11 protein-coding genes are annotated in these 13,007 nt (G+C 70.2%); 9 read left to right on the top strand and 2 right to left on the bottom strand.

Going from position 1 to position 13,007, the window contains the following annotated elements; all coding sequences use genetic code 11:
- Window positions 1-110 precede the first annotated feature (110 nt).
- From gabT to AC1C2R_RS05585, 9 genes are all read left to right on the top strand, one after another.
- Complete coding sequence (gene gabT, locus AC1C2R_RS05625; protein WP_495379276.1) at window positions 111-1,496, top strand: 4-aminobutyrate--2-oxoglutarate transaminase; 1,386 nt, start codon at window positions 111-113, stop codon at window positions 1,494-1,496.
- 23 nt (window positions 1,497-1,519) lie between these two features.
- Window positions 1,520-2,833 carry a Glu/Leu/Phe/Val family dehydrogenase gene (locus AC1C2R_RS05620; protein WP_495380378.1) on the top strand — a complete coding sequence of 438 codons (1,314 nt, stop codon included), beginning with the start codon at window positions 1,520-1,522 and terminating at the stop codon, window positions 2,831-2,833.
- A 68-nt stretch (window positions 2,834-2,901) separates the two neighbouring features.
- Entirely contained in the window at window positions 2,902-4,371 is a 1,470-nt protein-coding gene (locus AC1C2R_RS05615) for an NAD-dependent succinate-semialdehyde dehydrogenase (protein WP_495379275.1), read from the top strand.
- A 165-nt stretch (window positions 4,372-4,536) separates the two neighbouring features.
- Window positions 4,537-5,901 carry a flavin monoamine oxidase family protein gene (locus AC1C2R_RS05610; protein ID WP_495379274.1) on the top strand — a complete coding sequence of 455 codons (1,365 nt, stop codon included), beginning with the start codon at window positions 4,537-4,539 and terminating at the stop codon, window positions 5,899-5,901.
- Window positions 5,901-6,782, top strand: a complete 882-nt coding sequence (locus AC1C2R_RS05605; RefSeq protein WP_495351528.1) for a universal stress protein — start codon at window positions 5,901-5,903, stop codon at window positions 6,780-6,782. Before AC1C2R_RS05610 ends, AC1C2R_RS05605 begins: the two co-directional genes overlap by 1 nt.
- A 19-nt stretch (window positions 6,783-6,801) precedes the next feature.
- Window positions 6,802-8,355: an APC family permease gene (locus AC1C2R_RS05600; RefSeq protein ID WP_495379273.1), complete on the top strand. Its 1,554-nt coding sequence runs from the start codon at window positions 6,802-6,804 to the stop codon at window positions 8,353-8,355.
- A gap of 198 nt (window positions 8,356-8,553) precedes the next feature.
- Window positions 8,554-9,000, top strand: a complete 447-nt coding sequence (locus tag AC1C2R_RS05595) for an FAS1-like dehydratase domain-containing protein (protein ID WP_495379272.1) — start codon at window positions 8,554-8,556, stop codon at window positions 8,998-9,000.
- Entirely contained in the window at window positions 9,000-9,455 is a 456-nt protein-coding gene (locus AC1C2R_RS05590; protein WP_495379271.1) for a MaoC family dehydratase, read from the top strand. The genes AC1C2R_RS05595 and AC1C2R_RS05590 overlap by 1 nt, the downstream gene beginning before the upstream one ends.
- A gap of 1 nt (window position 9,456) precedes the next feature.
- A complete protein-coding gene (locus tag AC1C2R_RS05585) occupies window positions 9,457-10,725 on the top strand; it encodes a UDP-N-acetylmuramate dehydrogenase (protein ID WP_495379270.1) in 1,269 nt (422 codons plus the stop codon).
- A gap of 114 nt (window positions 10,726-10,839) precedes the next feature.
- Here AC1C2R_RS05585 and AC1C2R_RS05580 read toward each other — a convergent pair whose 3' ends face one another.
- Together AC1C2R_RS05580 and AC1C2R_RS05575 are read right to left on the bottom strand one after the other, a co-directional pair.
- A complete protein-coding gene (locus tag AC1C2R_RS05580; protein WP_495379269.1) occupies window positions 10,840-11,022 on the bottom strand; it encodes a hypothetical protein in 183 nt (60 codons plus the stop codon).
- Between the two features lie 219 nt (window positions 11,023-11,241).
- Window positions 11,242-12,957, bottom strand: a complete 1,716-nt coding sequence (locus AC1C2R_RS05575) for a PspC domain-containing protein (protein WP_495379268.1) — start codon at window positions 12,955-12,957, stop codon at window positions 11,242-11,244.
- Window positions 12,958-13,007: the final 50 nt, after the last annotated feature.

Here is a 13,007-nt window from a genome sequence, read left to right as displayed (position 1 = left end):
CTCGTGTCGACGAACCAGTGCACGAGTGTACACAGTGGCGCTGGGGCATCCGCGGGCCGCGACCTAGCATGGCCGCAAAGCCACCGTCGTCACCTCGAATCGGAGCATCCATGACTCTCGTCGACACCCCGGCCACCCCGGCCACCCCGGCCCACCCGGTCACCATCGCCGGAGGACCCGCGCTCCCACAAGAGCGCCGTCTCGTCACCGCCATCCCCGGCCCGCGCTCGCAGGAGCTCATGGCACGCAAGGCCGAGGCCGTCGCCGCGGGCGTCGGCACGACCATCCCCGTCTCCGTGGTCGCCGCGGGCGGCGGCGTCATCATCGACGCCGACGGCAACTCGCTCATCGACCTCGGCTCGGGTATCGCCGTCACCGGCGTGGGAAACGCGAACCCCCGCGTCGTCGAGGCGGTCACCGCCCAGCTGAACGCCTTCACCCACACGTGCTTCACGGTCGCGCCGTATGAGGGCTACGTCGCCGTCGCCGAGAAGCTCAACGCGCTCACCCCGGGCGACCACGTCAAGCGCTCGGCGCTCTTCAACTCGGGCGCCGAGGCCGTCGAGAACGCGGTGAAGATCGCCCGCCACTTCACGAAGAAGCAGGCCGTCGTCGCGTTCGACCACGCCTACCACGGCCGCACGAACCTCACGATGGGCCTCACCGCGAAGAACATCCCGTACAAGAGCGGCTTCGGACCGTTCGCCTCCGAGGTGTACCGCGCCCCGCTCAGCTACCCGTTCCGCGACGGCGGGCTGAGCGGTGCGGATGCCGCGGCCCGCGCCATCTCGGTCATCGAGAAGCAGGTCGGCGCCGAGAACCTCGCCGCGATCATCATCGAGCCGATCCAGGGCGAGGGTGGCTTCATCGTGCCCGCCGCGGGCTTCCTCCCGGCCCTCGTCGAGTGGGCCGCGACCAACGACGTGGTCTTCATCGCCGACGAGGTGCAGACCGGGTTCGCCCGCACCGGGGCCTGGTTCGCGAGCCAGCACGAGGGCATCGTGCCCGACCTCGTCGTCACGGCGAAGGGCATCGCCGGCGGCCTGCCGCTCTCGGCGGTCACGGGCCGCGCCGAGATCATGGACTCCGCGGCGGCCGGCGGCCTCGGCGGCACCTACGGCGGCAACCCGCTCGCCTGCGCCGCGGCGCTCGCGACGATCGAGTCCTACGAAGAAGACGGCCTCATCGTGCGTGCCCGCGAGATCGGCGCCGTGCTCATCGGCCGGCTCAACGCACTGCGCACCGCCGACGCCCGTATCGGCGACGTTCGCGGTCGCGGCGCGATGGTCGCGATCGAACTCGTCGACCCAGAGACCGGCGCGCCCGATGCCGCGCTCACGAATGCGGTTGCCACGTACGCCCACGCGAACGGCGTCGTCGTGCTCACGTGCGGCACGTACGGCAACGTCATCCGATTCCTGCCGCCGCTCACCATCTCCGACGAACTGCTCGTCGACGGCCTCGGCGTCGTCGCGGAAGGACTGAAGACCGCATGACCGACCTCCTCGCGGCGACGACGATGTCGACCGCATCGGATGCCGCGCCAGATCCGGCGAGCACCGGCGCTCGCTCGGATGCTGCGGCCCCGCACATCGCCACCCCGCTGGCCGACGCGCGCTCGCAGCTCGCCGAGGCGATCGGGCTGCTCGGCTACACCGACGGACTGCACCAGATGCTCGCGACTCCGCGCCGCGAGCTGAGCGTCGCCGTGCCGCTGCGCATGGACTCGGGCGAGAGCCGCCTCTACCTCGGCTACCGCGTGCAGCACAACTTCTCGCGCGGCCCCGCCAAGGGTGGCCTGCGCTACGCGCCGAGCGTGAACCTCGACGAGGTGCGGGCGCTCGCGATGTGGATGACGTGGAAGTGCGCCCTGCTCGACGTGCCGTACGGCGGCGCGAAGGGCGGCGTCGCGATCGACCCCCGCGAGCACTCCATGGCCGAGCTCGAGCGCGTGACCCGCCGCTACACGAGCGAGATCCTGCCGATCATCGGCCCGGAGCGCGACATCCCCGCGCCCGACATCGGCACCGACGAGCAGACCATGGCCTGGATCATGGACACGTACTCGGTGAACATGGGCTACACGGTGCCCGGCATCGTGACCGGCAAGCCCATCTCGCTCGGCGGATCGCAGGGGCGGGCTTCGGCGACGAGCCGAGGGGTGACCCACATCGCGCTCGCGGCGCTGCGGCATACCGGCATCGAGCCGTCGCGGGCGACCGCCGCGGTGCAGGGCTTCGGCAAGGTCGGTGCGGATGCCGCGCGATTCCTCTCCGAGGCCGGCGTCTCCATCACCGGGGTGAGCGACCAGTACGGCGCCGTGTTCAATGCGAGCGGCCTCGACATCGAGGCGCTGACCGACCACGTGCGGACGACCGGATCGGTCGTGGGCTTCCCGGGCGCCGAGGCGCTCGACGGCGCAGGGCTGCTCACCCTCGAGGTCGACCTGCTCGTGCCGGCCGCCGTGGAGGGCGTGCTGCACGAGGGCAACGCCGGGGGAGTGCGTGCGAAGGTCGTCGTCGAGGGCGCGAACGGCCCGACGACCCCGGCCGCCGACCGCATCCTGCGCGAGGCCGGCGTGCTCGTCGTGCCCGACATCCTCGCGAACGCGGGCGGCGTCATCGTCTCGTACTTCGAATGGGTGCAGGCGAACCAGGCCTACTGGTGGCGCGCCGACGAGGTCGAGTCCAGACTGGAGGAGCGGATGCTCAGCGCATGGCAGCATGTGCTGGGCTACGCCGAGGCGCGCGGGCTCTCGCTTCGCACCGCAGCAACGGCGCTCGCCGTCGAACGCGTCGCCGAGGCGCACAAGCTGCGCGGGCTCTACCCCTGACCGACCGACCGACAGACCGACCGGATCCCGCACCGCCACTCACGGAACATCGAACGGAAAGCACACGAATGACGAACGCCACACTGGAAGCCACCGTGCTCGACAAGGTCAAGGGCGGGCTCTTCATCGGCGGCGAGTGGGTCGACGCCGAGGGCGGCAAGACCCTCGCCGTCGCCGACCCGTCGACCGGCGAGACCATCAAGGAAATCGCGGATGCCTCCGTCGCCGACGGCATCCGTGCCCTTGACGCCGCGGTGGCCGCACAAGACGCGTGGGCTGCGACCGCTCCGCGTGAGCGTGGCGAGCTGCTGCGCCGCGCCTTCGACCTGATTCAGGAGCGCAAGGAGGAGTTCGCACTCCTCATGACGCTCGAGATGGGCAAGCCACTCGCCGAGGCGCGCGGCGAGGTCGCCTACGGCGGCGAGTTCCTGCGCTGGTTCAGCGAAGAGGCCGTGCGCATCTCGGGCCGCTACGGCCTGAACCCCGAGGGCACCGGCCGCATGATCGTCTCGCAGCGGCCCGTCGGCCCGTCGTTCTTCATCACGCCGTGGAACTTCCCGCTCGCGATGGCCACGCGCAAGATCGCCCCGGCATTGGCGGCCGGATGCACCGTGGTGATCAAGCCCCCGGCCCTCACGCCGCTCACGACCCTCACATTCGTGCAACTGCTCGAAGAAGCGGGCCTACCGGCCGGAGTCGTCAACGTCATCGCGACGTCGACGTCGTCCAAGGTCTCGGGCCCGATCCTCGCCGACCCGCGCCTGCGCAAGCTGAGCTTCACGGGCTCGACCGAGGTCGGCCGCAGCCTGATGGCGCAGGCGGCGCAGGGAATCCTCCGCACCTCGATGGAACTCGGCGGCAACGCCCCGTTCGTCATCTTCGACGACGCCGACCTCGACAAGGCCGTCGACGGCGCGATGCTCGCGAAGTTCCGCAACATCGGGCAGGCGTGCACCGCGGCGAACCGCTTCATCGTGCACGAGTCGATCGCCGAGGAGTTCGGCAGCCGGGTCGCCGAGCGGGTGCGGGCGATGCGCGTCGGCCGCGGCACGGAAGACGGCGTTGCGATCGGCCCGCTCATCGACGCGAAGGCGGTCGCCTCGACCGACGAGCTCGTCACGGACGCGGTCGGCAAGGGCGCCACGGTGCTCGTCGGCGGCAGCCCGATCGAAGGCGAGGGCACGTTCTACGCCCCGACCGTGCTCGGCTCGGTGCCGGCCGACGCTCGCCTGCTGCGTGAAGAGATCTTCGGCCCGGTGCTCGGCATCACGACCTTCTCGACCGAAGACGAGGCCGTGCGCCTCGCGAACGACACCGAGTTCGGTCTCGTCTCCTACGTGTTCACGCAAGACCTCGCGCGCGGTCACCGCATGATCGACCGTCTCGCCACGGGCATGATGGGCCTGAACACGGGCCTCGTCTCCAACGCCGCAGCGCCGTTCGGCGGCATCAAGCAGTCGGGCATCGGCCGTGAGGGCGGGCTCGAGGGCATCCACGAGTACCTCGACACGAAGTACACGCTCATCCCGGTGAGCTGAGCCAGGCACCATCCGTTGATCGAGTAGTGAGCGAAGCGAGCGTATCGAGATCCGTGACGGGGTCTCGATACGGCCCTGGCGGGCCTACTCGACCAGCGGGTGGGCGGCCCTGGCGGACCTACTCGAACGACGAACGCAGTTCGCGCAGAGACAGGAGCAGGAACCATGGAACGCATCGATTGCGACGTCGTCATCGTCGGCGCCGGGGCATCCGGACTCACCGCCGCCAACCGGCTGAAGGACGCCGGCAAGTCCGTCGTCGTGCTCGAGGCCCGTGACCGCATCGGCGGCCGCCTCTGGACCGACGACATCGACGGCGCGATGCTCGAGATCGGCGGCCAGTGGGTCTCGCCCGACCAGGACGCGCTCATCGAGACGCTGGGCGAACTCGGGCTCGAGATGTACTCGCGCTACCGCGAGGGCGAGAACGTCTACATCGGGCCCGACGGTGTGCTGAAGAGGTTCGAGGGCGACATCTTCCCGGTGCCGGCGAAGACCGAGAACGAGATCGTCGGCCTCATCGAGAAGCTCGACGCCCTCGTCGCCGAGATCGACCCCGACCGGCCGTGGGCGCACCCGCGCGCGAAAGAGCTCGACGAGATCTCGTTCGCGCACTGGCTCGAGACCCAGACCGATGACCTCGAGGCGCGCCTGAACGTCGCCATGTTCATCGCCGGTGCCATGCTCACGAAGCCCGCGCACGCCTTCTCGGCGCTGCAGGCGCTGCTGATGGCGGCATCCGCGGGCTCGTTCTCGAACCTCGTCGACGCCGACTTCATCCTCGACAAGCGGGTCGTCGGCGGCCTCCAGCAGGTGCCGCTGCGTCTCGCCGAGCGACTCGGCAACGCGGTGCGCCTCGGCCAACCCGTGCGCACCGTTCGCTGGAGCCCGGGTGCGCCGGCTTCGGGCGTCGTCGCGGTGACGGACTCGCTCGAGGTGCACGCGAAGCACCTCGTGCTCGCGCTGCCGCCGATTCTGATCAGCCGCATCTCATATGAGCCGCCGCTGCCGCGTCGCCAGCAACAGCTGCACCAGCACCTCTCGATGGGCTTCGTCATCAAGGTGCACGCCGTCTACGAGACGCCGTTCTGGCGAGATGCGGGACTCAGCGGCACGGCGTTCAGCCCGTACGAGCTGTGCCACGAGGCCTACGACAACACGAACCACGGCGACCCGCGCGGCACCCTCGTGGGCTTCGTCTCCGACGAGGAGGCCGACGGCGTCTTCTCGCTCACGGCAGCGGAGCGAAAGACCAAGATCCTCGAGTCGATGTCGCACTACTACGGGCCCGAGACGCTGGACCCGGTCGTCTACTACGAGAGCGACTGGGGTTCCGAGGAATGGACCCGCGGCGCCTACGCCGCGAGCTTCGACATGGGCGGGCTCGCGCGCTACGGCGCCGACCTCCGCATGCCGGTCGGGCCCATCCACTTCTCGTGCTCCGACATGGCAGGCAAGGGCTACCAGCACGTCGACGGTGCCATTCGCGTCGGCCGCGAGGTCGCCGCCGAGATCCTCGGGGGGCAGTGATGCCCACCCGCATCGTCGTCGGCTACATCGCCAACGACAGCGGCGCCGACGCGCTCGCGCTCGCGACGCGCATCGCGCGAGCGAGCGAGGCCGTGCTCGAAGTCGTCATCGTGCTGCCGAGCGAGGCCCGAAACAGCGTCGTGCCGACGGATGCCGGATACGAACGATTCCTCAGGGAACGCTCGCGCACGTGGTTGGCCGAAGCCTCCGCCGCGCTCGGGGACGATGTCGCCCAGTCGCTGCACATCCGCTACGCGGAGTCGTTCGCCGAAGGGCTGATCGCGGCCGCGCACGAGTTCGAGGCGATGCTCGTCGTCGTCGGCGCGGCGCGCGGCGGCATCCTCGGGCGTTCGCGCATCGGCTCGGTCGCGAACGAACTGCTGCACTCCTCCGACGTGCCGGTGGCGCTCGCGCCCGCGGGTTCGCGCGAGGTGTCGCCCGGGCAGGGCGTCACCCGCATCACCGCCGCGGTCGGCACGCGTCCCGGCGCCGAGGGGCTGCTCGAGGCATCCGTTCGCCTTGCACGCCTGACCCATGCGCCGCTGCGACTGCTCTCGCTCGTCTCCATCGACCTGCCCGCAGGCCTGGACGAGGAACTCGCCGACCTCACGAGCACCGTGCACGCCGACGAGGTGCTGCTCGCCGCCCGGCGCGCGCTGCCCTCCAGCGTGGAGGCCACCGCCGTCACGGCGAAAGGCGCCACCATCGAGGCCGCCGTGCAATCACTCGACTGGCATGCCGGCGAGCTCGTGCTCGTCGGCTCCAACCGGCTCGCGACACCGAGCCGCCTGTTCCTCGGCTCGACGGCGGCGAAGATGCTGCGCGAGCTGCCGGTGCCGATGATCGTGGTGCCGCGCACCGCGAACGCCAGCGCACACTGACCCACTGAAAGAGACCGCAATGACGCATCCCTCAGAATCGACAGCCCCGCTCACGGAGGCATCCCGCGCCATCGACGGCTCCGAGCACGGCATCTCGAAGAAGGGGCTCTCAGCGGGATCGGTCGGCCTCATCGGCGCGATCGTCATCGGCATCTCGTGCATTGCGCCCGCGTACACGCTGACGGCTGCGCTCGGCCCGACGGTGTCGGAGGTCGGCGTGCAGGTGCCGGCGATCATCCTCGTCGGGTTCATCCCGATGCTGCTCGTCGCCTTCGGCTACCGCGAGCTGAACCGCCGCATGCCCGACTCGGGCACCTCGTTCACGTGGGCGAGCCGTGCGTTCGGGCCATGGGTCGGCTGGCTCGCCGGGTGGGGCCTCGTCGCCGCGACGATCCTCGTGCTGTCGAACCTCGCGGGCATCGCCGTCGACTTCCTCTTCCTGTTGATCTCGCAGATCGCGGGCAATCCCGAGATCGCCGGCATCGCCGCGAACCCGCTCGTCAACGTCGTGACGTGCCTGCTGTTCATGCTCGGTGCGACCTGGATCTCGTACCGCGACATGCAGACGACGCAGAAGCTGCAGTACTGGCTCGTCGGCTTCCAGGTGCTCGTGCTCGTGATCTTCTCCGTCGCGGCGCTCGTCGAGGTCGCGAACGGCGATGCGTTCGATGCGACTGCGATCGACTGGGCGTGGTTCAACCCGTTCGCCATCGACTCGTTCTCGGCGTTCGCGGCAGGCCTCTCGCTCTCGATCTTCATCTTCTGGGGCTGGGACGTCACACTCACGATGAACGAGGAGACCCGCGGGTCGGAGAAGACGCCCGGCCGCGCGGCGACCATCACGGTCGTCACGATCGTGGTGCTCTACCTGCTCATCGCGGTCTCGCTCATCGCCTTCGCGGGCGTCGGCACCGGCGAGTTCGGTCTCGGCAACCCCGACATCCAGGACAACGTGTTCTTCCATCTCGCCGGCCCCATTCTCGGACCGCTCGCGGTGCTCGTCTCGCTCGCGGTGCTCACGAGCTCGGCGTCTTCACTCCAGTCGACCTTCGTCTCACCGGCGCGCACCCTGCTCGCGATGGGGCACTACGGCGCCCTGCCCGAGAAGTTCGCGAAGGTCAGCCCGCGCTTCTTCACGCCCGGGTACGCGACGATCGTCTCGGCGATCGTGGCATCGGCCTTCTACGCGGTCATGCGCTTCGTGAGCGAGAACGTGTTGTGGGACACGATCACCGCCCTCGGCATGATGATCTGCTTCTACTACGGCATCACGGCGTTCGCGTGCGTGTGGTTCTTCCGCTCGGTGTGGTTCCGCTCCGTGCGGAACTTCTTCTTCACGCTCCTGTTCCCGCTCGTCGGTGGCGTGATCCTCGGAGTGCTGTTCTTCACGACCCTGATTGACAGCATGGACCCCGACTACGGATCGGGTTCGTCGGTCTTCGGCCTCGGGCTCGTCTTCGTGCTCGGGATGGTGGTGCTGCTCTCGGGCGTCGTCATCATGCTCTGGCAGTGGCGCAAGCGCCCGGCGTTCTTCCGTGGCGAGACGCTCTCGCGGGCGGTCGCAGAGGACTGAGCGGTCGCGCTGGTGGCTCGGCGTCGGCAAGCGCTGACTCACCCGTTGGTCGTGTAGCGAGCGAAGCGAGACCTCGCGAGGGGTCTCGATACGCGTCCTCCTTCGTCGGGCGCTACTCGACCGGCGGCTACTCGACCGGCGCTACTCGACCGGCGCTACTCGACCGGCGATTTCTGGCCCACTGCATAGACTGGCGGGGTGCCAGTGAACCCCGAGCTGCAGGGGCGGGTCCTCCCGCCGACCGAGCCCTACCTCGTCGGTCGTGAGAAGGTGCGCGAGTTCGCCCGTGCCGTCTTCGCGACGAACCCGATCAACCTCGACCCCGAAGCGGCGCGTGCTGCCGGGTACGACGATGTCGTCGCGCCGCCGACGTTCCCGATCGTCGTGCAGGAGCGCACGCTCGCCCAGCTGCTGGCCGAGCCCGACGCCGGCATCGACTTCTCCCGCGTCGTGCACGGCGACCAGCGCTTCACCTACACCCGCCCGGTGGTCGCGGGCGACCTGCTCACCGCGACCCTCACCGTCTCGAGCGTGAAGTCGCTCGGCGCCCATTCGATCGTCGTGGCCGAATCGGTCATCGTCGACGCCGACGGCGCCCACGTGGTCACCGCGCTGTCGCAGCTCGTCGTGCGAGGAGAAGACTGATGCCCGCCCCCGACTTCGCGTCCCTCACCGTCGGTGACATCGTCGCCGAGGAGTCGTTCCCGCTCACTCGCGACTCGCTCGTGCGCTACGCCGGTGCCTCTGGCGACTTCAACCCGATCCACTACCGTGACGACGTCGCAGCCGAGGTGGGCCTGCCCGGCGTGCTCGCCCACGGCATGCTCACTATGGGCTTCGCCGTGCAGCCCGTCGTCGACTGGGCCGGCGACCCCGGCCGCATCGCCGACTACCAGGTGCGGTTCACTCGCCCCGTCGTGGTCGACCCCGAGACCGGTGCGACTGTCACGGTCACCGCGAAGGTCGGCCAGCTCGACGAGTCCGCGAACGTCGCCCGCATCGACCTCACCGTCAAGCTCGGCGACGACACCGTGCTCGGCAAGGCGCAAGTGCGCGTCGATCTCGACACGCGCTCCGCGCTACTCGATCCCAGCGCCTGACATGAGCGGCGACATCCGCTTCTCGGAGCTCACGACCCTGCGGGTCGGCGGGCCGATCGACCGACTCGTCACGGCGACGACGCAGCGCGACCTCGTCGACGTCGCGAACGAGGCATGGGCGACGGATGCCCCGTGGCTCGCGCTCGGCGGCGGCTCGAATCTGCTCGTCGGCGACGAGGGCTTCGATGGCACGGTGATCCGCGTCGCGACGCGCGGCATCGAGGTGCTGCCTCCGCATGAGTCGAGCCTGGGGTCGAGCCTCGGGTCGAGTAGCGACGAAGGAGCGTATCGAGACCAAGACGACGCAGCGTCTCGAGACCGTGAGCACTCAGCTCGACTGCGCGTGCAGGCGGGCGAGTCGTGGGACGACCTCGTGGCGTGGACCGTCGAGCACGGCTACTCGGGCATCGAGGCGCTTTCGGGCATTCCCGGCTCGGTCGGTGCGGCGCCCGTGCAGAACATCGGCGCCTACGGGCAGGAGCTCGAGTCGACGCTCGTCGCGATCGAGTTCCTCGACGAGGGGGCCGACGCCCCGCGTCGCATGACCGCCGCCGAGCTCGAGCTCGGGTATCGCACCTCGGTGCTGAAGCAGGGCCTCCGCGGCATCGTCGTCACAGTCGAGCTCGAACTGCACGACACCGCCGCCGAGCGGGCGGTGCTCGGAGAGGCCCTCGGTCGGCCGATCGCCTACGGGCATCTCGCCGACGCGCTGCACGTGCAGCAGGGCGACCGGGTGCCCATCGCCAAGGTTCGCGAGAGCGTGCTCGCGCTGCGTGCTTCGAAGGGCATGGTGCTCGACCCCGCCGACCCCGACTCGGTGAGCGCCGGCTCGTTCTTCACGAACCCGATCGTCTCCGAGCACGTCGCCCGGTCGTTGCCCGCCGGCGCTCCGCGGTGGTACGTCGAACCCGAGGCGGCCGACGAGGTGACCCCGCTCGGCTCGCTCGCGTCGGAGTCGCCGCTCGACGCGTTCCTCGCGCACCAGGCCGAGCTCGAGACATCCGTGACCGTCACGGATGCCCCGGCCGACGAACCGCTCGTGAAGCTCTCGGCCGCATGGTTGATCGAGCAGTCCGGCGTGCGCCGCGGGTTCGCCCTGCCCGGCTCGCGGGCGGCGATCTCGTCGAAGCACACGCTCGCGCTCACGAACCGCGGCGACGCGACCGCCGATGAGATCGCGGCACTCGCACGGTTCGTGCAGAGCCGAGTGCAGGCCGAGTTCGGCATCCTGCTGCGGCCAGAGCCGGTGCTCGTCGGCGTCGAGCTGTAGCGCCCTCCGACGGTTCCGACGGTTCCGCCGGCGAAGCGACGCGGATCGACCCGCACCGGGCAGGCAGAGGTCGATTCGCGTCACTTCAGCGTGCGGATGTCGCGGGGCGACGGGTCAGCTGCGGCGCTGGCGCTCGCCGCGGCGGATGAGGCCGACGATGCCGAACAACGCCACGATGACACCCACCGCGGCGACCGCGTAGAGGGCGGCGGCGAGCGGGCTCAGTGTCGTGAGCCACTCGCCGACCGCATCGCGGCGCGCGGGATCGACGATGACCCAGAGTGTCGTCGCGGCCATCGCGCCGAAGAGCAACGCCCAGACGAGGGCCCCCCAATCGCACCGTCGGGCGGGTCGCGGCAGCGCTCGCGTGGGAGTCGCCGCTCGCGGGCGGCGTGGCCGCCGGCGGGGAAAGTGCAGGGTCGCCCCAGTCGGCGAGGATCGCGGTGACGGCGGCATCCGCGTCACTCGGAGCGGTTGGCGCCTGCTCGCCGGAATTCGGGGTGCTCGTGGTCATGGTCATGCTCCTTCGCGGATCTCGATGTACACCATGCCGGATCCCTGTTCGAGCACGATCTTCGCGTCGGCGGGGGTATCGCCCGGGCGGTACTCGCTGACCCCCGTCTCGCCGCCGAGCATCAGGGCACCGCGGTCGAGCCCTTCGAGTTGCGGGGTCGTGCTCACCGAGCCATCGGCAGGGTAGACGAAGAGCTGAATCGGGCCGGCCTCGCTCGCGTCGAGCAGGATCTGCGAGTCCGCCTCGATCGTGATCCACGAGTTGCCGGTGCCTTGTCGGAGCTCGATGACGGGTGCATAGGCGCCGAAGAGGGAGGGTGTCGCATAGAAGGACGCGTCGCCGAACGGCTGCACGAGTTGCTGCGAGTGGCCGAGCGAGATGCCGTACCCGGGCGGCACGAGTGATCCCTGCGGAATGATCGAGGCGACGAGCACGGCGATGGACATCGAGACCGTGGCGATGGTCGTCGTGAAGGCGAGAGCTCCGCTGCGTCGTCTCCGGAGCGCCGCCACGACCATTCCGACCGCGAGGAGGAGCGTCGCGACCGCGAAGGCGATCGGGATCGCGTACCCGGCCACATTCGGTGTGCCGAGCGACCAGATCGCCGTGATCGACCCGGCGACGACGGCGAGACCGAGGAACGCGAAGACGAACGCGGCACTCGCGCGAGGCCGGCAGGCGCGTCGCGCCGCTCGCGCCTCATCGGCCTGCGCCGTGAGCAGGCGGGCCTTCTCCTTGTTCTCCGCGGCAGCGAGGGCTCGTGCGGCGCGTTCGGCGTCGTCGTGGCCCGCCTTCCACTCGGCGTGCGAGACGCGCCACGCCTCGTGCTGCGCGCGCCACTCGGCGATCGCGGCGGCATCGGCGCCCTCGGCGGGAACGGCGGGTTCGACGTTCGGCACGGTTGCGGCGGTACCGAGTGCGGCGGCGGCAGGCGGTGGGGTCAGCCCGTCGATCGGGTCGGTGCCGATGTCAGGGTAGGCGGTGCTGGTCGGTGACGCGGAGGAACCGGCGGTTCCCGGCCCGGTCGTCGCCGAGGCATCCGTCGCGAACGCTGTCGTCGAGTGGTACCCCGGAGCGGCGGCGGTCGCCGCGGAAGCCATTCGCGGCCCACCGCCGTCCGGGGAGTTCTGGGAGGCTCGCCGTGCGAGCCAGATGACGAACGTGACGATCGCGCCGACGACGATGAGCACCCACAGCACGCGCAGCGGCCAGGCGATGTCGATGCCGGCGACCGAGCCCCACGAGTACGGCGTCCAGTCGGGCCACCAGCGCCAGCCGAGCCATCCGCCCTGAACGAGCGGGATGAGCCCGATGACGCCCATGACGGCGATGCCGACGATCGCCGGGTCGACGACGCCCCGGGTCAGTCGCTCGAAGTGGATCTCGCCGTCGGTGTCGGGCAGCAGCAGCCAGGCGATCGCGTACAGCAGCACGAACGGCGCACCGAGCACCGCGATGACCACGACGATGCCGCGCACGATGATCGGGTCGATGCCGAGGCGAGCGGCGACGCCCGCGCAGACCCCGCCGAGCCACCCCGCACGCCGCGGCACGCCGAGTCGGCGCAGCCACGGGTAGAAGCCGGTGCCGGTGCCCGGCGCGGGTGTCCCCGGCGCGGGTGTCGCCGCGCCGGGTGCACCGGAGGATGGAGCCGACCCGGCCGCCCCATCGGCAGACGTGCCGGGCGCCGCGGAGTCCCCATTCGCGTCGTCCGGCATTGGGTCCGCCTCTGGGGCAGTCGGGTTCGTCTCCATGCTTCGATGCTGGC

It is taken from the genome of Agromyces sp. Y182, assembly GCF_059445385.1.
The sequence above is the reverse complement of the archived record's forward strand: the minus strand, read 5'-3'. Positions and strand labels throughout refer to the sequence as shown.